Raw genomic sequence first — 21,600 nt, 5'->3', positions numbered from 1 at the left:
TCTCCAATATCTGGGCAACCACACCGCGTGCGGCTACCCCGAGTCCCTAACAGCCTCTAGCCAAAGCTCTTATGAGTGAATTCGATCAATCTGTACTCCACCCCCTGGTGGGCACGACAAAAAAAGCTATCGAACAGCGCGGTCGGGGCCGCATCAGGATTATCGGAAAGAAGTTTCAGCTCCCCGTCCAACCTGTTGTCGGCGAGCCGCTGCGCTACTGCATTCAACGGTACAGCGCGATCGGTGCCGGCATGCCATGCCGCCGCAGCTACCTCCTCCAGCATCTGCTCCAACCGATCGCGAACAGGGTCGATGGCCTCCGTACCCCCATCTCCCTCACTCCGCCGATGGATACGGTCGAGGACATGGTCAAACAGGCGGGTGTAGAGGTCGTGAACACCGCTGATAGTGGCCGCCTGTTCTGGCCCTTCCTCCGTTAGGATTTGTGCCAACAGCCAGTTCAACAGCGGCTGCTCCGTCAGCGAGTCGATATGCGGGTCAGCGTAGGTCAGAGGCTCGGGCATCCCGCCAACCGGATCGAAGCGCTTCCACCAGCTCAACCTCTGATCGAGATAGACCAATTCCTGCGGTTCGTAACCGCAACGGTCATGCTGGTCGATGCAATAGCGCAGCACATGCAGCCGGGCTTCGTCATCGCGGCCGATGGCCCCGGTGGCAGCGGCTGCACCAGCGGCACCCGGCCGCCCGGCAAGCAACAGCAGCACGCGGGTGTCTTCACGGTTCCACTCCGACAGGCGTTGTCCCAGATCGGTGATGAACCCGCTCAGCAGCACCGTTGCTCCCTGGCCTGCCTTGGCCAGTTCGTCCAGCCCGTCCAGAATCAGCACCAGCGGCTCGCCAGCAGAAAGAGGATTCAAGGGATCGTGCCCGAGGTCGACAATCAGATAGCGCGCCAATTCCTCAAGCGAACCCTTGGCGATGTTGAGTCGGGTGAGCGGAACCAGCAGCACCCGCCGCTTTTCCGCTGCCAGCCGGGCGGCGAGCTTCATGCAGGCGCTCGATTTGCCGGCGCCGGGTTCGCCGGACAGCATGCGGATCCGCTCGGACGGACCATGGTCTGTCTGGGTGGCCCAGCCATACAGCGTGTCATCCAACCAGACGAGGGTCCGTTTGCGTCGCTCGCCGCCTGTCCTTTCCGGCGCCTCCGGGTCGCCCACCGCGGCCCGCAAGGGAACATAGAGGTCGTTCAGGGAACAGCGGATCTTTTCCGGATTCAGCGTCCGCAACGGCGCATCCATCGCCTTAACCAGACGGTCGCGGTAAGCGTTCCATTGCAACGACCGCTGTGCCGCCGGATCGAACGGCGTCGGCTCCAGCGCCGCCCGCAGCGCATAATACTCCTTTTCCCGCTCCGCGTTCCGCCACTCCCCGGCCAGCGCCAGCGGAAGCGCTTCAGCAAAGGCGCGGCGGATTGGCGGGCGCTTGTCCTCGGGCACCGCGCAGGCCCGCATGAACCAGTCGAACAGGGTCAACAGCGCCTCTAGACCCGGCCAGCGTTCCGCATCGGTCAAGGCGATTTCGGTCAGGTCTAAGGACGTTTCGGCGGTGGCACCCAGGATTGCCGCTTCGATCTCCTGCGGGGCGGCCTCCGCTGCCATCACCGGGGCGTTGCGCGCTTCCGCCTGGATGATGCGAATGGTGGCGGCATAGGCGGCACGTTGAAGCAGCAGCTTCGCCCCCTCCTCCGCCGTGGGCTGCGTTTTAGGATCGGCCTTGAAGGCGCCGGTGGCGTCGATCACCCCCTTGATCGCGCTGGCGAACTTTAGATCGGCCAGATCAACCGCCACCTTGCCGAACGCCCGCACAAGGCTGGCCCGCTCAACCGCAACCATGGTTTGCTCCCGATGTCCCCAATATTGCTTTTCGCTGCCTTCCGGTGTCCCGCCATGGGGAGCGGTCTACTCTCGCTCTAGCGTCAGCGGCGCGGCTAGGAGCCAAATGGTCAAGGACCGTGGCGCCGCGCGGTCCCCATTCGCCTCTTCATGCACGACGGCATCGGAGTGGTGGAGGAAACGAACGTGCATCTTCGGACCTTCATCCCTTTCCCGTGTTCATCATTCTCCCTCTTCCACCCTTGGGAGATCAAGATGGGCATTTCGCCACGTTTGCCTTACAATCCCCGGCATCACTTGCCAGGAGTCCGCCCACAGCAGGAGTGAACACTGAACACACCCACGAAAACCGTTCCAAACTGTTTCAAACTTTCCATCCGCCCAATCCAGCCCGCCATGCTCGCCGCAGATGCCGAGCTTGGAAGCCCTTGAACTGGACCAACCCACACTCACCGCATATATTCAGTGACGGAGGTGCCCCATGGCCGAGCCTGCGACCGCATTCGAACCGACCGACGACGATGCGCTGACACGCGCCGTCGCCGAGGCGCGGGCACAGGTTGCCGCCGGTCAGACGATTCCTCTGCGCGACGTTGCCGACTGGCTCGACAGTTGGGGCACGGCGGACGAGCGTCCTGCGCCCTCGTGGAAGTAATCTTCGCTCCGGCCGCGATTGCCGATCTGATCGCGATCCGCAGCTATATCGGTCATTTCAATCCGGCAGCCGCCCGGCGCATGGCACTCCGCCTCAGGAGCGTGGCGGAAAGCCTTGCCGAATTCCCTGACCGTGGCCGCCTTCGGCGAGACGGTGCGCGGGAACTGGTGGCCGTCCACCCTTACGTCATCGTCTATGACGTGGCGCCGTTCCGCGTCACCATCCTGCGTGTCTGGCACGGGGCACAGAACCGCCCTTGAGGCAGCGCAGCGGCAAGCAACAAGCCGCCATGTTTTTCCATGCCTCCTTACCGCTGGCCGCTCTCCATGATAGGACTAAAAGCCTCAATCGCCCGAGGAGTGTCCTACATGCATCGCCAATGGTGCCACGCTCCCTTGCGCCCATCCTCCCGCGCACCCGCCCCGCCGGATAGAACAGTGAACAGCCCTGGAGTGCGCCCCGGAATTGAGACAGTGTTAAAATGTTTCGGTTCTCTGACAGAGAGGACCGATGGGAGCGAAGCGAAGTTCGGAGTTCAAGATTTCGTTGGTTCGACGATTTCCGCCACCTGTGCCGGGCGGCCGCCCGGCACAGGTGGCTTGACCAAGCCGGAACATTTTACCAGCCGTCTCAGCTTCGGGGTGCAGTCCACAGTGAACAGTCCCCCAAAACCTGTTCCACGCTGTTCCACCTCAACCCCTCCCCAAACTGAAACGGCCCCCTTCCCTTGCGGGAAGAGGGCCGAAGTCGTTTCAGCTATCCGGTTCGGCTCAGTCGCGCTTGACCGTGTCGCTGTTCAGCGCCGCCTGCGCCGCCGCCAGACGGGCGATCGGCACGCGGTAGGGCGAGCAGGAGACATAGGTCAGCCCGATCTTCTCGCAGAAGGAGATCGAGGCCGGGTCGCCGCCATGCTCGCCGCAGATGCCGAGCTTGATGTCCGGACGGACCTTGCGGCCGCGCTCGGTGGCGATCTCCACCAGTTCGCCGACGCCGGTGACGTCCAGCGACTGGAACGGGTCCTGCTCCAGGATGCCCTGGCGCTGGTACTCCGGCAGGAAGCTGCCGGCGTCGTCGCGCGACAGGCCCAGCGTGGTCTGGGTCAGGTCGTTGGTGCCGTAGCTGAAGAACTCGGCCGACTCGGCGATCTCGCCGGCCTTCAGGGCCGCGCGCGGGATCTCGATCATCGTGCCGGTCAGATACTCCACCGTCACGCCGGTCTCGGCCTTCACCTGCTCGGCGGCACGGTCGATCACCGCCTTGAGGATGTCGAACTCCTTGCGGGTGATGATCAGCGGGATCATCACTTCGGGAATGACGGCCTCGCCGGTGGTCTTGGCGACCTCGGCGGCGGCGGCGAAGATGGCGCGGGCCTGCATCTCGTAGATCTCGGGGTACGAGATGCCCAGACGGCAGCCGCGATGGCCCAGCATCGGGTTCGCTTCATGCAGCTGGATGGTGCGGTGGCGCACCCGCAGCGGATCGGTGCCGGTGGCCGCCGCGACCTCCGCCATGTCCTCTTCGGTGTTCGGCAGGAACTCGTGCAGCGGCGGGTCGAGCAGGCGGATCGTCACCGGCAGGCCGGCCATGATCGTGAACAGATCGACGAAGTCCTTCTTCTGGAAGGGCTCCAGCTTGGCGAGCGCCTTGCGGCGGCCGGTCTCGTCCTCCGCCAGGATCATCTCGCGGACGGCCAGGATGCGCTCCGGGTCGAAGAACATGTGCTCGGTGCGCGACAGGCCGATGCCCTCGGCGCCGAACTTCCGCGCGGTGCGGGCGTCCAGCGGGGTCTCGGCGTTGGCGCGGACCTTCATCCGGCGGATCTTGTCGGCCCAGCCCATCAGGGTGGCGAAGTCGCCCGACAGCTCCGGCTGGATCGTCGGCACCTCGCCCAGCATCACCTCGCCGGTGGAGCCGTCGATGGTCAGGATGTCGCCTTCCTTCACGGCGACGCCGCGGACCGACATCTGCTTGGTCTTGTAGTCGATGCGCAAGTCGCCGGCACCCGAGACGCAGGCGCGGCCCATGCCGCGGGCCACCACCGCCGCGTGGCTGGTCATGCCGCCGCGGCTGGTCAGGATGCCGCGGGCGGCATGCATGCCGTGGATGTCCTCGGGCGAGGTCTCGATGCGGCAGAGGATCACCGACTCGCCCTTGCCGGCCATCTGCTCGGCCTCATCGGCGGTGAACACCACCTTGCCCGACGCGGCGCCGGGCGACGCCGGCAGGCCCTTGGCGATGATCTTGCGATCGGCCTTGGGGTCGAGCGTCGGGTGGAGGAGCTGGTCGAGCGAGGCCGGATCGATGCGGCGGACCGCCTCGTTCTGGTCGATGACGCCCTCGTTCGCCAGATCGACGGCGATCTTCAGCGCCGCAGGCGCGGTGCGCTTGCCGTTGCGGGTCTGCAGCATGAACAGCTTGTTCTGCTGGACGGTGAACTCGATGTCCTGCATGTCGCGGTAGTGGCCCTCCAGCTTGAGGCGGACCTCGTTCAGCTGGTTGAACACCTCCGGCATCACCTCCTCCATGGCGGGGAGGTCGGACTTGTTGGCGAGCTTGCCGGCGATGGTCAGGTGCTGCGGCGTGCGGATGCCGGCGACGACGTCCTCGCCCTGGGCATTGACCAGATACTCGCCGTAGAAGGCGTTCTCGCCGGTCGACGGGTTGCGGGTGAAGGCCACGCCGGTGGCGCAGTCGTTGCCCATGTTGCCGAAGACCATGCACTGCACGTTGACCGCGGTGCCCCAGTCGGCCGGGATGTCGTGCAGCTTGCGGTAGGTGATGGCACGGGCGTTCATCCACGAGCCGAACACGGCGCCGATGGCGCCCCACAGCTGCTCCTGGACGTCCTGCGGGAAGGGCCGGCCCAGCTCGCGCTCGACCGCCTTCTTGTAGTCCTCGATCACCGCCTGCCAATCCTCGGCCGACAGGTCGGTGTCGAGGTTGTAGGACTTGTCGCGCTTGTGGTTGTCGAGGATGTCCTCGAAATGGTGATGCTCAACGTCGAGCACGACGTTGGAGTACATCTGGATGAAGCGGCGGTAGCTGTCGTAGGCGAAGCGGCCGTCGCCCGACCGCTTGGCGAGGCCGGCGGCGGTCGCGTCGTTCAGGCCCAGGTTCAGGACGGTGTCCATCATGCCCGGCATCGAGGCGCGGGCGCCGGAGCGCACCGACACCAGCAGCGGGTTGACCGGGTCGCCGAAACTGGCGTCCATCGCCGTTTCCAGCCGCTCGATGGCGGCCTTCACCTGCGCCGTCAGCTCCGGCGGATAGGAACGGCCGTTGGCGTAGAAATAGGTGCACAGCTCGGTGGTGATCGTGAAGCCCGGCGGAACGGGCAAGCCAAGATTGGCCATCTCGGCCAGATTGGCGCCCTTGCCGCCCAGCAGGTTCTTCATCTCGGCCCGTCCTTCGGTGGCACCGGCCCCGAAGCTGTAGACCCACTTGGATTCACCCTGGCTCGCCATCGCGGATTTCCTCTCGCCCCATGGTCGTCCGGCGTGCGGGTGCTCCCCTTGTGTCCCCCGGGCATTCCACCCGGCGGAAATCCGCAAGGCGGAACACCGTGGTCAGTTTGCTTGACCGCACATGCCGCTGAGTGGACCTTCTATCGCCCCAAACGTTGGGACACAAGACAGTCGCGTGGTCTAGAACGGGATGACCCGCGCTTCATCGGCAAAGGAGCGTTGCGACTATACCGGATTGGCCGGATCCCCTTTACTCCAGCGGATCCGCATAAGACCGATTCGAATGGTGAATTTCAGCCGAAGTACCCCGTAAATCCGAAGAAGAACGCGACCGTTTCCTCCGCAAATGTTTCAGATGCTGATGCAATCCTCGCCCGGACATTCGACCCAGTGCTTGCCTTCCCCGGCCAGCCAGTCCGCCAGCGCCGCCGCCGGCATCGGCCGGGCGAAGCGGTAGCCCTGGCCGATGGCGCAACCCTCGGCCTCCAGCATGCGGTGCTGGGCCTCGCGCTCCACCCCTTCCGCCACCACGGTCAGGCCCAGCGCTTCGCCGATCTGGATGATGGCGCGGACCAGCGGCCGGTTGGCGGCGTCGATGTCCAGCTCCTTGACGAAGCTGCGGTCGATCTTCAGCTCGCCGACCGGAAAGCGCTTCAGGTAGCTCAAGGACGAATAGCCGGTGCCGAAATCGTCGATCGACAGAGTCACGCCCAGCGCGTGCAGGGCATCCAGCGCGTCATGGACGCCGCCCTCCTCCGTCATCATCAGCCGTTCGGTGATCTCCAGCGTCAGGTCGTTCGCCGGGATGCCGTTGACGGCGAGCGCGGCGCGGACCTGATCCGGCAGGTCGCCGCGGGCGAAGCGGACGGCGGAGACGTTCACCGCCAGTCCCGGCACCGGCACCCCCGCCGCCCGCCAGCGCCCCAGCTGCGCCACGGCGGTCTGCAGGACCCAGCCGTCCAGCCGGTCGATCAGTCCGCATTCCTCGGCCAGCGGCACGAACTCCACCGGCGACACCGCGCCCCAGCGCGGGTGGGTCCAGCGGATCAGCGCCTCCACCCGGTGCAGGCAGCGCGGCCTCAACCGGACCTGCGGCTGGTAATGCAGGTCGAACGGCGCCTCGCCCTCCGGGCCGCCGGCCTCCTGGCGATCCAGCGCCTCGCGCAGCGCCGCTTCCATCTCCAGCCGGCGCACCGCCTGCTCGTTCATGTCGCGGCGGAAGAAATGGCAGCGGTTGCGGCCGGCCTGCTTGGCCCGGTACATCGCCGCATCGGCTTGGCGCAGCAGCGTGTCGAAATCCATCCCGTCGTCGGGATGCACGGCGATGCCGATGCTGGCGGTCGGCGTCACGGTCAGGTCCGCCACGCGCAAGGGAACCGACAGGGCGGCGAGCACGCGCTCGGCCAGCAGCGTGGCATGGGCGGCGTCGCAGCCCGGCAGCAGGGCGACGAACTCGTCGCCGCCCAGCCGGGCCAGCGTGTCGCCTTCGATGAACAGGCGCCGCAGCCGGTTCGCCACCTCCACCAGCAGTTCGTCGCCAGCCGCATGACCCAGCGAATCGTTGACGGTCTTGAAGCGATCGACGTCCAGGAACATCAGCGTCACCGGCTGGCGCGTCCGTCCGGCCAGCGCCAGCGCCGCGGTGGCGCGGTCGGCCAGGAGTTGGCGGTTGGGCAGCCCGGTCAGCGTGTCGAAATAAGCCAGCCGATTGATCTCCGCCCGCGCCCGGTCATGCTCGATGGCGAGCGCGCACAGATGCACGCAGGCCTCCACCAGCCGGCGGTGGAAGGGCGCGGCCATGTCGCGCGGCTTGCGGTAATAGAGGGCGAAGCTGCCCAGCGCGCGGGCCTCGCGATCCTTGATCGGATTGGACCAGCAGGCGGCCAGCCCATGCGCCAGCGCGAGGTCCCGGCGCTTGGCCCAGCGCGGATCGCCGGCGATGTCGGCGGACATCACCGCCTCGCCCGCGGTCATCGCACTGCCGCAGCTGCCGACGTCCGGCTCGATGGCCAGCCCGTCGATGGCGGCGGTGTAGGCGGCGGGCAGCGACGGCGCCGCGGCCACCCGCATGCGGTCCTCATCGTCGCGCAGCATCACCGAGCAGGCGACCTCGGGCGCACAGGCCTCCACCTGCCGGCACAGGAAGTCCAGCACCAGACGCAGCGACCGGCCGCCGGCCACCAGTTCCAACACGTCCTGCTGCAGCCGCGCCACCGCCTCCGCCCGTTCGCGCTCGTCGAAATCGCGCATCTCGCACAGCAGCAGGACGTCGTCGCCGTCGGTCAGATGCTGCCATTGCAGGGCGACCGGGACCGGATCATGGCGGGGAACACGCAGGGCACCGGTGCCGGGCGGCGGACAACCGCCCTGTACGCCCTCCCGCACCGCCTGCCAGTCGCGCCCGCCGAGGTCGAGCAGGGCCGGCAGCGAGCGGCCGATCATCGCATCCAGGGGACTGTCGGCCAGCCGGGCGAAGCCGGGATTGGCGCCGACGATGGTGCCGTCGGGCGAGGTCCAGACCAGGGCCCCGTTCCATTGCACTGCGGTCGCCCGCAACAGGCGATCGGACGGCAGACGGTCGTCCAGTGCGGTCCCGGCCGAATCCATGACCCTGGTCCCTCCGGACATGCTTCGGGAACGCCGAACCGGCACCCCGGGAGAGTCAGCTAACATGAGCACACGCGGCACGGTCAAGAGCCGTCACGCTCCAGCCATCCTGGTGCAGCCAGACGAGAACGGTTCTAATCGGCCGTTGAGAAAACCGTTCGTACGCAAGCAAAAGGGAGGAAGCAGTTTCCCGCTCCCTCCCCTCAACCCCGTCGAGACATTCCCAGGCGGCGAGCCGTCCGAGGGCTCAGCTGCAGCCGGTGGTCGACCCGCAGCTGTCGCACTTCAGGCAGGTGCCGTTGCGGACCAGGGTCATGTTGCCGCATTCGCCGCAGGGATCGCCCTCGTAGCCACGGGCGCGGGCCTCGCGGATGCGGTCGAAACGCTGGTCGCTGGTGCTGCCGCCATAGGCGGTGCCGGTGGCCGCGGCGACGACGACATGGCCCTGGGCGGTGGCGGCGGCGACCGCCGGGCTGGCCGACATGGCAGCCTGGGCCGACGCCTGCGTGCCGGCCGAGGCGGTCACGCTCACCGCCGCCGTGTCGGTGCCGGTGGCGGCGAAAGCCGCCGCGGCGCTGGCGCGCTGGGTCTGCCCGCCCGTCTGCCCACCATGCAGGACGCGCAGGTTGTTGCGGACATAGCCGGTCGAGGCGATGCGGCGGACGATATCGGCCGGCTGCACCTGGGTATCCGGCAGGTCACCCTGCTTGTCGCCGCTGCCGACCGTGAAGGGCACGAGATCCTCCGGCGTGGCGTGCGCCAGATCGGTGCGGTTCAGGTAGGAGATGGCGATCTCGCGGAAGATGTAGTCGATGACCGAGGTCGCCATCTTGATGGTGTCGTTGCCGGTCACCATGCCCGACGGCTCGAAGCGCGTGAAGGTGAAGGCCTCCACGAACTCCTCGAGCGGCACGCCGTACTGGAGGCCGATCGATACCGCGATGGCGAAGTTGTTCATCAGCGACCGGAAGGCGGCGCCTTCCTTGTGCATGTCGATGAAGATCTCGCCCAGGCGGCCGTCCTCATACTCGCCGGTGCGCAGGTACACCTTGTGGCCGCCGACATTGGCCTTCTGGGTGTAGCCCTTGCGGCGGTGCGGCAGGCGCTCGCGCGAGCTGCTCTTCCGCTCGACCACCCGCTCGATCACCTTCTCGACGATGCGTTCGGTGATCATCTGGGCGCGGGCGGCGGCCGGCGCCTCGATCACCGCCTCGATCGCCTCGCCATCCTCCTCGTCGTCGAGCAGGGCGGCCTGCAGCGGCTGGCTCAGCTTGGAGCCGTCGCGGTAGAGCGCGTTGGCCTTCAGGCCCAGGCGCCAGGACATCAGGTAGGCGTCCTTGCACTCCTCGACCGTCGCCGTGTTCGGCATGTTGATGGTCTTGGAGATGGCGCCGGAGATGAAGGGCTGCGCCGCCGCCATCATCGTGATGTGCGATTCCCAGGACAGGAAACGCTTGCCGATGCGGCCGCAGGGGTTGGCGCAGTCGAACACCGAGAGGTGCTCGTCCTTGAGGAAGGGAGCGCCTTCCAGCGTCATCGCGCCGCAGCAGAAGGTGTTGGCCTGCTCGATCTGCGCCTTGGTGAAGCCGATGTGGCTCAGCAGGTCGAAGCCCGGGGCGTCCAGCGTCTCGGCCGGGATGCCCAGCGTCTGGGTGCAGAAGTCGGCACCGATGGTCCAGCGGTTGAAGACGAACTTGATGTCGAAGGCGGTGGCGAGGTTGCCCTCGAGCCGCTCCAGCAGCTCGGCGGTGAAGCCCTTGGCCTTCAGCGACTCGTGGTTCACGCCGGGGGCGGTCTTCAGCGTGCCGTGGCCGACCGCATAGAGCGCGATCTGCTCGATCTGGTCCGGGGTGTAGCCGAGCGTCTTCAGCGCCTCCGGCACCAGCCGGTTGACGATCTTGAAGTAGCCGCCGCCGGCCAGCTTCTTGAACTTCACCAGGGCGAAGTCGGGCTCGATACCGGTGGTGTCGCAGTCCATCACCAGGCCGATGGTGCCGGTCGGGGCGACCACGGTGGCCTGGGCGTTGCGGAAGCCGTGCGCCTCGCCCAGTTCCAGCGCCTCGTCCCACACGCGGACGGCGGCGAGCGCCAGATCCTGGTCGGGGCAGAGGTCGGCGACGAAGGGCACCGGCTCGACCGCCAGCCCCTCATAGCCGTTCATCTCGCCGTTGGCGGCGCGGCGGTGGTTGCGGATGACCCGCAGCATGTGGTCGCGGTTGGCCTCGAAGCCTGGGAAGGTGCCCAGCTCCTGCGCCATCTCGGCCGAGGTGGCATAGGCGACGCCAGTCATCACGGCGGAGATGCCGGCGCAATAGGCGCGGCCCTCATCCGAGTCGTAGGACAGGCCGGACGCCATCAGCAGGCCGCCGAGATTGGCGAAGCCGAGGCCGAGCGTGCGGAACTCGTAGGAGAGCTGGGCGATTTCCTTCGACGGGAACTGCGCCATCAGCACGGAGATTTCCAGCACGATGGTCCACAGCCGGCAGGCATGCTCGAACGCCTCGACGTCGAAGGAACCGTCCTTCAGACGGAACGACATCAGGTTCAGCGACGCCAGATTGCAGGCGGTGTCGTCGAGGAACATGTATTCCGAGCACGGGTTCGAGGCGTTGATGCGCCCCGAGGCCGGGCAGGTGTGCCACTCGTTGATGGTGCTGTCGAACTGCACGCCCGGATCGGCGCAGGCCCAGGCGGCATAGCCGACCTTGTCCCACAGGTCGCGGGCACGGACGGTCTTCACCACCTTGCCGGTGGTGCGGCCGATCAGGTTCCAGTCGGCATCGTCCAGAACCGCCTGCACGAACTCGTTGGAGACGCGCACCGAGTTGTTGGAGTTCTGGCCCGAGACCGTCAGGTAGGCCTCCGAATCCCAATCGGTGTTGTAGGTCTTGAACTCGATCGAGGTGAAGCCCTGGCCGGCGAACTGGATCACGCGCTGGATGTAGTTCTCCGACACCTGATCCTTGCGGGCGGCAAGGATCGCCTTCTTGAGCTCCTTGTTCTCCTTCGGGTCGAGGCCCTTCTGGGCGGCGGCCATCACCTCGACCAGATGCTTCTGGCAGATGCGGGAGCCGGTCACCAGCGCCGCGACCTTCTGCTCCTCGTTCACCTTCCAGTCGATGTAGCCTTCGATGTCCGGATGGTCCATGTCCACCGTGACCATCTTGGCCGCCCGGCGGGTGGTGCCGCCGGACTTGATGGCGCCGGCCGCGCGGTCGCCGATCTTCAGGAAGCTCATCAGGCCCGACGACTTGCCGCCGCCGGCCAGCTTCTCGCCCTCGCCGCGCAGCTTGGAGAAGTTGGAGCCGGTGCCCGAGCCGTACTTGAACAGGCGGGCCTCACGCACCCACAGGTCCATGATGCCGCCCTCGTTGACGAGGTCGTCGGCGACGGACTGGATGAAGCAGGCGTGCGGCTGCGGGTGCTCGTAGGCCGAGGCGGACGAGGTCAGCAGGCCGGTCTTGAAATCGACGTAGAAGTGACCCTGGCTCGGGCCGTCGATGCCGTAGGCCCAGTGCAGGCCGGTGTTGAACCACTGCGGGCTGTTCGGCGCCGCCATCTGGGCGGCCAGCATGAAGCGCATCTCGTCGAAGAAGGTGCGGGCATCGGCCTCGGTGTCGAAATAGCCGCCCTTCCAGCCCCAATAGGTCCAGGTGCCGGCCAGACGGTCGAAGACCTGGCGCGCCGAGTTCTCACCGACGAAGCGCTTCTCCTTCGGCAGGGCGGCGAGCTTTTCCTGGTCGGCTTCCTTGCGCCACAGCCAGGACGGAACGGTGTTCTCCTCGACGGCGCGGAGCGCGGCGGGAACGCCGGCCTTGCGGAAATACTTCTGGGCCAGGATGTCGCTGGCGACCTGGGAGAAGTTGTCCGGCACCTCGATGCCGGTCTGCTGGAAGACGATCGTCCCATCCGGGTTGCGGATCTCGCTGGTCGCCTGGCGGAAGCCGAGGCTGGCGTAGGCGTCCTGACCTTCGTGCGTGAAACGACGCTCGATCCGCATGATGAGACTGTCCCCTGCTTGGAGCCCGCCGCGGCGGGCTCGAATGAAATATGGTGCGACCCATCCCGAAAAGCGGCTGGCGGCTCTCGCCGTCACCCGGTTCCGGCAACGGACAGGGCGCCGTACGGCAGGGGCCTCATGCCCGACTGCGCGCCGTCGCCGCTATCCTCGCCGGGACCGGGGCCGCCGCTTCGACGGCCGGGTCACGTGGGTGGCATCCTAGCCAGCGTGACCGGGGCAAGCAAGCCCCACTCTGCTAGATATTGTGGTTGACATCACCGAACCCCTCAAAACCTTGATCTTGTGGTGTTCAACCCGTCACCGGGGATCCTGTTCCCGCCTGCCAAGGAATTTTTTGAAGCGGCGGCATTGGGCCGCATCGCGGCCGAGAGGCACTGACTGTCGGCACTCGGATGGCCGCCGAAGCCGGAGAGGAGCGCGGCACCGTTCGATTAGAGCGCAAAACGCACCGGACCACCAGAGCTTCCTTGCGGCGAAAATCAACATCTTGTTGCCTGTGCCCCATCGCACACACCACCGATTCGCTGAACGGCGACTCGAAGCGATGCTGGCGGACTCAAAGGGGCGACTCGAAAAGCCGCCGAGGCACAGTCCCGAGTCGCCACCGGCACGACAGCGGACCGACAGCGGACCGACACGGAGGAGGGGTATGGCCCACCGCCTCGCAACTATTTCAAGCGTGTCCGGTTGAGACGCAGGGAGCCAAGGTGGATCCTACTGGTCCTTGGGGGAGGAGAGGCGTCCATGCTGAAGATCACCCACAAGATATGGTTCACGCTGCCCGCGCTGACACTGCTGGCCGGCATGGCGACTCCGCCGGAGAGCGCCGCCCAGACCATCTTCATCAATGGGTCGACTCCGGCCGTCGGCGCCGCCGTGGAGCGCAAGACCGGTCCCAGTGTCGACCAGTTGATGAACCGCAACGTCGTCGGAGCCGACGGGTCGAAGATCGGCACCGTCACCGACGTGATCCTCAACGACAAGGGCGAGGCCCAATACATCGTCATCCACTCGGGCGGCCTGCTGGGCTTCGGCGGCAAGGACATCGCGGCCGACCTGACGCTGGCCGACCTCCGCACCGGTACCGAGGCAATCCGGCTGCACGACGTGACCGCCGCCAGCGTCCGCGACATGCCCGAATTCCGCTACGACGACAGCATCACCTCGCTGACCCGCAGCCCGGAACCGCGGCGGTGAGCGGCAGGTCCTTGGCAGCTCGGGAGATCGGGCACAAGGTTTGACACGGATGTCACGGATTTAGGCACGGATTACACGGATGTGGCGTCGCGAAGCAGTTGCGGAATGAAGAGCCGCTTCGTCGATCAACAGAAGCAGGGCTTGGATTACATTCGCCAGTCGGCGGGGCGTCCGTTCACCAAGATAAAAATCCGTGTAATCCGTGCTCAAATCCGTGACATCCGTGTCGATCTTGCCCGACACCGCAGCACCTGACCGTCCATCGACCACCCACGACGAGAAAGGCCGCGCCCCAACCGGGACGCGGCCTTTCTCTTACCCTTCCGGGAGATCGTGAAACCCCCTCCCCCACGGTCCCGCAGGGGAGGACGGCCTCAGGCGATCACTCGTCGTTCTGCTGCTTGCGCTTCAGAGCGGCGCCCAGGATGTCGCCCAGCGAGGCGCCCGAGTCGGACGAACCGAACTCGGCCATCGCCTGCTTCTCTTCCTCCATCTCGCGGGCCTTGATGGACAGCGAGATGCGGCGGGAAGCGCGGTCGATCTGGGTGACCTTGGCATCGACCTTCTCGCCGACGGCGAAACGGTCCGGGCGCTGTTCCGAACGGTCGCGGGACAGGTCCGACTTGCGGATGAAGCCGGTGTAGCCCTCGCCGACGGTCACTTCGATGCCGCCGTCCGTCACCTGCGTCACGGTGCAGGTCACGACTTCGTTCTTCTTCAGGCCGGCGGTGGCCGACTCGAACGGATCGCTGGCCAGCTGCTTGATGCCGAGGCTGATGCGCTCCTTCTCGACGTCGACGTCGAGAACCTTGACCTTGACGCGGTCGCCCTTCTTGTACTCGGCGATCGCCTCTTCACCCGACTTGTTCCAGTCGAGATCGGACATGTGGACCATGCCGTCGATGTCGCCCGGGAGGCCGACGAACAGACCGAACTCGGTGATGTTCTTGACTTCGCCTTCCAGCTCGGTACCCGGACCGAACTTGTCGGTGAAGGTCTCCCACGGGTTGTCCAGGCACTGCTTCAGGCCGAGGCTGATGCGGCGCTTCTGCGGATCGACGTCCAGGACCATGACCTCGACTTCCTGCGAAGTCGACACGATCTTGCCCGGATGGACGTTCTTCTTGGTCCAGGACATTTCCGAGACGTGGACCAGGCCCTCGATCCCCGGCTCCAGCTCCACGAAGGCGCCGTAGTCGGTGATGTTGGTGACGCGGCCCTTGAACCGGGCGCTGACCGGGTACTTGGCTTCGACGCCTTCCCACGGATCGGCTTCCAGCTGCTTCATGCCGAGGCTGATGCGCTGGGTCTCCGGGTTGAAGCGGATGACCTGGACCGTGACGGTCTGGCCGATCTGCAGGGCTTCCGACGGATGGTTGATGCGGCGCCACGCGATGTCGGTGACGTGCAGCAGGCCATCGACGCCGCCCAGGTCGACGAACGCACCGTAGTCGGTGATGTTCTTGACGACGCCCTGGAGGATCTGGCCTTCCTTGAGGTTGGCCACCAGCTCCGAACGGGCCTCGGCGCGGCTCTCTTCGAGCACGGCGCGGCGCGACACGACGATGTTGCCGCGCGAGCGGTCCATCTTCAGGATCTGGAACGGCTGCGGGGTGCCCAGCAGCGGGGAGATGTCGCGGACCGGACGGATGTCGACCTGGCTGCCCGGCAGGAAGGCCACGGCGCCCGACAGGTCGACCGTGAAGCCGCCCTTGACGCGGCCGAAGATGACGCCGGTGACGCGGGTCTGGTCGTTGAACGACTTCTCCAGCAGGGCCCAGGCCTCTTCGCGCTTCGCCTTCTCACGGCTCAGCATCGCCTCGCCGTTCTTGTCTTCCATCCTCTCGAGGTAGACCTCGACGGTGTCGCCCGCCTTCAGCTCGGGCGGCTGGCCGGCAACGGCGAATTCCTTCAGCGCGACGCGGCCTTCCGACTTCAGACCGACGTCGATGGTGACCATGTCGTTCTCGACGGCGACGACGCGTCCCTTGACGACCGTACCTTCGAGCGACTCGGCCGCGCCCAGCGACTCTTCAAGCAGAGACGCGAAGCTTTCCTTTTCGACCGTGCGGGCCAGTGACTGTGCCATTGAAACTCCTAAAGGTGGCGCGAAAGCGACCCCGTTCCGGTTCCGCCCGCGGCAAAACGGGTGGGACCTCGACCGAACCGCCGCGCCGGGCACCACGCCCGGCGACTTGGTTGATGGTTTTCCGTGGAGGGGGTCAGACCCGCCCGCGCCGCCTCCGACCGCCGGAGCCGCGGCGTCACGCCGCTGGCTTCAGACCGGTCTTGGAGCCGATGTGAGCGACCGCCATCGAGAACACCTGATCGGCATCGAGAGCGGAAGTATCAAGCACAAAAGCGTCGACAGCCGGACGGAGCGGGGCCACCGCTCTCTGGCTGTCACGCGCATCACGAGCCTTCATGTCCTCCAGGACATCGGAGGATATAGCCGGAATCCCCCGTCTCTGCAACTCCTTGAGTCGCCGTTCGGCCCGGACCTCCACCGAAGCGGTAACGAACAGTTTGGCCTGGGCATCGGGGCAGACCACCGTGCCGATGTCGCGCCCGTCCAGCACCGCCCCCGGCGCACCGCCCGGCGGATGCGTCGCGAAGCGCCGCTGGAAGTCGAGCAGCGCCGCCCGCACCTCCGGCACCGCCGCCACCTTGCTGGCCGCCTGCGCCGCCTCGTCGGTGCGCAGCGCCACCTCCTGCAGGATCGGGTGTTCGGGGTGCAGCTCATAGGCCGCGCGCGCAGCCGCGGTATTGTCGGCGGGATCGCCGCCGGCCCGCAGGACCGACACGCCGACCGCGCGGTACAGCACGCCGGTGTCGAGATGGGCGAAGCCGAAGGCGTCGGCGATGCGCTGCGACAGGGTGCCCTTGCCGCTGGCTGCCGGCCCGTCGATGGCGACGACCACCGCCTTCACCGGAGAGTCCTGATTGGATAGCGGCTGCGTCATCGCCTCACGCCTCCACGATCGCGGCGCCGAGCCCGTTCATCAACCCGACGAAGCCGGGGAAGCTGGTGTCGATGAAGGCGCCGTCGTCGACCGACACCGGCTGTTCCGTCGCCATGCCCAGCACCAGGAAGCTCATGGCGATGCGATGGTCCATGGCGGTGGCGACGGTGGCGCCGCCCTTCGGCGGCTTTCCGGTGCCGTGCACGGTCAGGCTGTCGTCGGCGCCGACCTCCACCGACACGCCGCAACGGGTCAGCCCTTCGGCCACCATGGCGAGGCGATCGCTTTCCTTCACCCGCAGTTCCTTCAGGCCCAGCATCACCGTGGTGCCCTCCGCGCAGGCGGCGGCGGCGGCCAGGACCGGATATTCATCGATCATGCTGGGCGCACGGTCGGCCGGCACCACGATCCCCTTCAGGGCGCTGTGGCGAACCCGCAGGTCGGCGACCGGCTCACCCGCCTGGTCGCGGCGGTTCTCGAAGGCGATGTCGGCCCCCATCTCCACCAGCGTGTCGTAGAGGCCGGTGCGGCGCGGATTCATGCCGACGTCGTTCAGCAGCAGATCCGACCCCGGCCGCAGCAGGGCGGCGACCACCGGGAAGGCGGCGCTGCTGGGATCGGCCGGCACATGGATGGTACGGCCGGTCAGCTCCGGCTGGCCGATGACGGTGACGGCCAGCGCGCCGTCCGCAAGCCGCTCGGTGGTCACGGTGGCGCCGAAATGGCGCAGCATCAGCTCGGTGTGGTCGCGCGTCGGCTCCGCCTCGATCACCGTGGTGGCGCCGGCGGTGTTGAGGCCGGCCAGCAGGATCGCCGACTTCACCTGGGCGGAGGCCACCGGCAGGCGGTAGGTGATCGGGACCAGTTCGCCGCTGCCGACCACGGTCAGCGGCAGCCGCCCGCCGGAACGGCCGACGAAGCGCGCGCCCATCTCCTCCAGCGGCTTGGTGACGCGGGCCATCGGCCGCTTGTTCAGCGAGGCGTCGCCGGTGAACACGCAGGTGATCGGATGGCCGGCGACCAGCCCGATCAGCAGGCGGGCGGCGGTGCCGCTGTTGCCCATGTCCAGCACCTGCGCCGGCTCGGCCAGGGCACCCAGCCCGACGCCGCGCACGCGCCAGACTCCCTCGTCGTTCCGTTCCGCCTCGGCCCCCAGCAGGCGCATGGCCGCCGCGGTGTGCAGGACATCCTCCCCCTCCAGCAGGCCATGGATCACCGTCTCGCCCACGGCGACGGCGCCCAGCATCAGCGACCGGTGCGAGATCGACTTGTCGCCGGGCACGCGGATGCCGCCCCGGATCGCACCGGTGGCGGTGGAACGCAGCGGCCGCACATGCGTCATGGGGGCTTGCGTCATGGGGGCCTGCGTCATGGGACGGGTCCTTCGGATCGGAACGGGAAGCGGTTGTGGCCGCCGTTCCTATCACAGCCCCCGCTCCGATGCGAGAGGGGCCAAGCTGCCGGCCGCGGCGGCGCGCGCCTGACCAGTTCCGTTCGGCGCAAATGAAAAGAGGCCGCCCGCAGGCGGCCCCGAGTTCAAGGAGGAAACCAAATGGAGGAGTTGCACGGTGTGCAGGTCCGTTCTAGCCAGTTATGGTTAACGCCCTGTAAAGGCAATCCCTGCCCAGGAGGGATACCTCTTTCCCGCCGCCGTTGCGACGATGCCGGCACCCGGCTCCTTCATCTTTTTTTTGACAAGCGTCGCAGGGCATGGCAAAGGGCGCCTCTTGAGAACCCCTGATTTTTTGTGACGGAGGACGTGGCGTGGCCAAACCCGAATGGGGCGTCAAGCGCATCTGCCCGAGCTGTGGCGCTCGCTACTACGACATGCGCAAGGACCCGCCGGTCTGCCCGAGCTGTGGCGCGCAGTTCGACCCCGAGGCTCTGCTGAAGTCCCGCAAGGCCCGTCCGGCCCCGGCCGACGACACCAAGAAGGTGGCGGTCGTGGCTGAGGACGAGGAAGAGGCCGAGACGGAAACCGAGACCGCGGAGTTGGAGGACGTCGAGGACGAGATGGCCGTCGAGGACATCGAGGAAGCCGACGACACCACCGAGGACGAGGACGACGTCCTGATCGAGGACACGTCCGAACTGGGCGAGGACGACATGGACGAGGTCGTCGACGTCGAGGGCGAGGACGAGGAGGAGCGCTGACCGGCGCCCTTCCCGGTGGTGGCGGCGAAGGCCGGCGAAGTGATGAGAAAAGCGCGAAAGACCGAATTTTCCGCTTGCATCACTCCACGTCCTGACTATTATCCCGCTCCACCAAGGCCGGACGGAAACGACCGGCCCCCAGAGACAAAGGGGCCATAGCTCAGCTGGGAGAGCGCTACAATGGCATTGTAGAGGTCAGGAGTTCGATCCTCCTTGGCTCCACCAAATCGACCAAGGGCTCGGCGAACAATCGCCGGGCCCTTGGTGCTTTTGCATCCTGTCGGATCGGGTCCGATTTTCACATCGGATCGGGTGGCATCGATACCGGTCCGAAGCGTGAATCCGATCGCCGGACAAAGCCCCCACGGCGCCGTGCGTTTCATAGTGAACGCACGGCGCCGCAGGCGATCCGATCTACTTCAGCCAGCGATCGGACACCGCCCGATACTGGCCGGTGGCGACGGCTTGGTGCAGCCACTGGTCGACCCACAGCTTCAACACGATGTCGCGCGGCAGCAGGAAGGCCTTCTCCGAGAAGTCGAAGGGCTGGTCCGGATGGATGGCGCACAGTTCCGGATGCAGCTTCTGCTGAAGCCGGGTCTCCACCGCATCGGTGATCATCAGGTCCGCCTTGCCGGCGACGATCTGGTCGAAGATGGTGACGTTGTCCGGATGCACCTCGATCTGGGCGCTGTGGATGTTGGCCCGGGCGAATTTCTCGTTGGTGCCGCCGGGATTGACGATCAGGCGGACGCCGGGCTTGTCGATGTCGGCGACGGTCTGGAAGCGGTCCTTGTTCTCGCACCGGGTGATCGGCGTCTTGCCGTCGCGCATCAACGCATCGGAGAACAGCGCCTTCTTCTGCCGCTCCAGCGTCACCGAGACGCCGCCGACGGCGATGTCGTATTTGTCGGCCAGCAGGTCGGGCAGCAGGTTGCCCCAGCTGGTCTTCACGAACTCCACCTTCACGCCCAACGCCTTGCCCATGGCTTCGGCAAGGTCGATGTCTATGCCCTCGAACTTCTGGGTCTGCGGGTTCAGGTAGCTGAAGGGCTTATAGTCGCCGGTGGTGCCGACACGCAGCGCGCCGCCCGAAAGAACGGCATCCAGCCGCGACGCGTCGCCGGCTTGGCCGGCCGCCGGCGCAACAGGGGCGACGGTCTGCGCCACGGCGCCGCCAGAAGAGAAGACGGCGGCACAGGCCAGGACCGCGCTGACGGCGGCGGCAAGGCTCCGGCCGCTGCAGCGCAGGGTACGGATGGGCATGAAGATCCTCCCGATGCTTTGTTTGCCGACCGGATGGTACGGCGCAGCGAGGGTCCTGGCGAGGGGATGCGGGCCGGAGACGCAGGGCTCAGATATGCAGCGTCCGAAACCCCCGAAACGGCGAAGGCCGCGAACCCGTTCCGGTTCGCGGCCTTCAGAATGGTGGGCGGTACTGGGATTGAACCAGTGACCCCTACGATGTCAACGTAGTGCTCTCCCGCTGAGCTAACCGCCCACTGTAGCGACCGGGGGAAGAGCGCTTGGCGTCGTTCCGTCCGGCGTGGGCGGGTGTATACCGACCTCCATGCCGACACGCAAGCCCTTTCATTGCTCCATTCGCTTTTTTTATCCGTCCGCAGCGGAGCGGCCGCCGCTCCCGTGACACAGCGGCCAGCGTCCATTACATCATTCGACCATGGACGCTTCCTTCGACGCCCAGCGCGACTCCGGCGCCGGAACCGATCCGGCCGCCGCTCCGTTGGCCAACGCACCGGCCTTCGAGATCCTGGCCCCGCAGAGCCAGCGGCTGCCGCTCGTGCTGGCGTCGCCGCACAGCGGGAATGCCTATTCCGCCGCCTTCCTCGCCTCTTCCCGCCTGGATGCGCGCGCATTGCGCAAGTCCGAGGATTGCTTCGTCGACGAAATCTTCGCCTTCGCTCCCGGCTTCGGCGTCCCGCTGATCCGCGCCCTCTTCCCCCGCGCCTATCTGGACGTCAACCGCGAAGCGTACGAATTGGACCCGGAGATGTTCGCCGATCCGCTGCCGGCCTATGTCAACACCCGCTCGCCCCGGGTGGCTGCGGGACTGGGCACCATCGCCCGCGTGGTCGCCAACGGTGAGGACATCTACAGGGGCAAGCTGCGCTTCGCCGAGGCACTGGACCGCGTCAGCCGCTGCTACACCCCTTATCACGATGCGTTGCGCCGGCTGGTGGACGGAACCCGCGACGCCTTCGGCCACGCGCTGCTGATCGACTGCCATTCGATGCCGTCGGGCAGCGCCACCACCAATGGACGGGGGAGCGGACGCGGCGGCAGCCATCCCGATATCGTTCTAGGCGACTGTTTCGGCAATGCCTGCGCCCCGGCGGTGATCGATGCGGCGGAGGATTACCTGCAGGGGCTGGGCTACGCCGTCAGCCGCAACAATCCCTATGCCGGCGGCTACACCACCAGGCACTACGGCCGGCCTCGCCAGGGCATCCACACGCTTCAGATCGAGATCGCCCGCAACCTCTACATGGACGAGACCGCGCTGACCCGCCTGCCCTACCTGGACGTTCTGGCCCGCCACATGACCGAGTTGGTCGACACGCTGGGGCTGCTGCCGCCCGATGGTTTGGGACCACGCTGACCGACGGACGCGGCGGATGCCGACGGAGGGGGCATTGCCCCGCCCCCGCCACAGTTTTCCCCCATC

Annotated in this window: 14 protein-coding genes and 2 tRNA genes; 7 read left to right on the top strand and 9 right to left on the bottom strand. The window is 66.7% G+C overall.

Going from position 1 to position 21,600, the window contains the following annotated elements; genetic code table 11:
• Positions 1–56 precede the first annotated feature (56 nt).
• Positions 57–1,853 carry an ATP-binding protein gene (locus JHL17_RS34510; protein ID WP_200199176.1) on the bottom strand — a complete coding sequence of 599 codons (1,797 nt, stop codon included), beginning with the start codon at positions 1,851–1,853 and terminating at the stop codon, positions 57–59.
• Positions 1,854–2,334: 481 nt separating this feature from the next.
• On the opposite strand from JHL17_RS34510, the gene JHL17_RS34505 reads away from it, so the two are divergent.
• Together JHL17_RS34505 and JHL17_RS34500 are read left to right on the top strand one after the other, a co-directional pair.
• The gene (locus JHL17_RS34505) at positions 2,335–2,508 is read left to right on the top strand and encodes a CopG family transcriptional regulator (protein ID WP_200199175.1); all 174 of its coding nucleotides are present in this window, start codon (positions 2,335–2,337) and stop codon (positions 2,506–2,508) included.
• The gene (locus JHL17_RS34500) at positions 2,499–2,768 is read left to right on the top strand and encodes a type II toxin-antitoxin system RelE/ParE family toxin (protein WP_200199174.1); all 270 of its coding nucleotides are present in this window, start codon (positions 2,499–2,501) and stop codon (positions 2,766–2,768) included. Before JHL17_RS34505 ends, JHL17_RS34500 begins: the two co-directional genes overlap by 10 nt.
• A 510-nt stretch (positions 2,769–3,278) precedes the next feature.
• Here JHL17_RS34500 and ppdK read toward each other — a convergent pair.
• From ppdK to JHL17_RS34485, 3 genes are all read right to left on the bottom strand, one after another.
• Complete coding sequence (gene ppdK, locus JHL17_RS34495) at positions 3,279–5,972, bottom strand: pyruvate, phosphate dikinase (RefSeq protein ID WP_200199173.1); 2,694 nt, start codon at positions 5,970–5,972, stop codon at positions 3,279–3,281.
• A gap of 351 nt (positions 5,973–6,323) precedes the next feature.
• Positions 6,324–8,579 carry a putative bifunctional diguanylate cyclase/phosphodiesterase gene (locus JHL17_RS34490; RefSeq protein WP_200199172.1) on the bottom strand — a complete coding sequence of 752 codons (2,256 nt, stop codon included), beginning with the start codon at positions 8,577–8,579 and terminating at the stop codon, positions 6,324–6,326.
• Between the two features lie 247 nt (positions 8,580–8,826).
• Complete coding sequence (locus JHL17_RS34485) at positions 8,827–12,579, bottom strand: vitamin B12-dependent ribonucleotide reductase (RefSeq protein ID WP_200199171.1); 3,753 nt, start codon at positions 12,577–12,579, stop codon at positions 8,827–8,829.
• Positions 12,580–13,344: 765 nt separating this feature from the next.
• Between JHL17_RS34485 and JHL17_RS34480 the strand changes: the two genes are divergently transcribed.
• Together JHL17_RS34480 and JHL17_RS34475 are read left to right on the top strand one after the other, a co-directional pair.
• Complete coding sequence (locus JHL17_RS34480) at positions 13,345–13,797, top strand: PRC-barrel domain-containing protein (protein WP_200199170.1); 453 nt, start codon at positions 13,345–13,347, stop codon at positions 13,795–13,797.
• 105 nt (positions 13,798–13,902) lie between these two features.
• Entirely contained in the window at positions 13,903–14,052 is a 150-nt protein-coding gene (locus JHL17_RS34475; protein ID WP_200199169.1) for a hypothetical protein, read from the top strand.
• Between the two features lie 127 nt (positions 14,053–14,179).
• Here JHL17_RS34475 and rpsA read toward each other — a convergent pair whose 3' ends face one another.
• The 3 genes from rpsA to aroA form a co-directional block, all read right to left on the bottom strand.
• On the bottom strand, positions 14,180–15,886 hold the full coding sequence (gene rpsA / locus JHL17_RS34470; RefSeq protein ID WP_200199168.1) for a 30S ribosomal protein S1: 1,707 nt from the start codon (positions 15,884–15,886) through the stop codon (positions 14,180–14,182).
• Between the two features lie 175 nt (positions 15,887–16,061).
• A complete protein-coding gene (gene cmk, locus JHL17_RS34465; RefSeq protein ID WP_200199184.1) occupies positions 16,062–16,718 on the bottom strand; it encodes a (d)CMP kinase in 657 nt (218 codons plus the stop codon).
• Positions 16,719–16,764: 46 nt separating this feature from the next.
• Positions 16,765–18,102 carry a 3-phosphoshikimate 1-carboxyvinyltransferase gene (gene aroA / locus JHL17_RS34460; RefSeq protein WP_200199183.1) on the bottom strand — a complete coding sequence of 446 codons (1,338 nt, stop codon included), beginning with the start codon at positions 18,100–18,102 and terminating at the stop codon, positions 16,765–16,767.
• Between the two features lie 422 nt (positions 18,103–18,524).
• Between aroA and JHL17_RS34455 the strand changes: the two genes are divergently transcribed.
• Both JHL17_RS34455 and JHL17_RS34450 read left to right on the top strand, forming a co-directional pair.
• Positions 18,525–18,914: a TIGR02300 family protein gene (locus tag JHL17_RS34455; protein WP_200199167.1), complete on the top strand. Its 390-nt coding sequence runs from the start codon at positions 18,525–18,527 to the stop codon at positions 18,912–18,914.
• Positions 18,915–19,063: 149 nt separating this feature from the next.
• A tRNA-Ala gene (locus JHL17_RS34450) sits at positions 19,064–19,139 on the top strand.
• A 189-nt stretch (positions 19,140–19,328) separates the two neighbouring features.
• Here JHL17_RS34450 and JHL17_RS34445 read toward each other — a convergent pair.
• Positions 19,329–20,180, bottom strand: a complete 852-nt coding sequence (locus JHL17_RS34445; protein ID WP_200199166.1) for a transporter substrate-binding domain-containing protein — start codon at positions 20,178–20,180, stop codon at positions 19,329–19,331.
• A 160-nt stretch (positions 20,181–20,340) separates the two neighbouring features.
• Positions 20,341–20,415: transfer RNA gene (locus tag JHL17_RS34440), tRNA-Val, on the bottom strand.
• A gap of 180 nt (positions 20,416–20,595) precedes the next feature.
• Between JHL17_RS34440 and JHL17_RS34435 the strand changes: the two genes are divergently transcribed.
• On the top strand, positions 20,596–21,534 hold the full coding sequence (locus JHL17_RS34435) for an N-formylglutamate amidohydrolase (RefSeq protein WP_200199165.1): 939 nt from the start codon (positions 20,596–20,598) through the stop codon (positions 21,532–21,534).
• Positions 21,535–21,600 lie beyond the last annotated feature (66 nt).

This window comes from Azospirillum endophyticum, from assembly GCF_016595245.1.
GTDB classification, from domain to species: Bacteria; Pseudomonadota; Alphaproteobacteria; order Azospirillales; family Azospirillaceae; genus Azospirillum; species Azospirillum endophyticum.
Note: the sequence above shows the minus strand (reverse complement) of the source record. Positions and strands in the feature narration are given on the sequence as shown.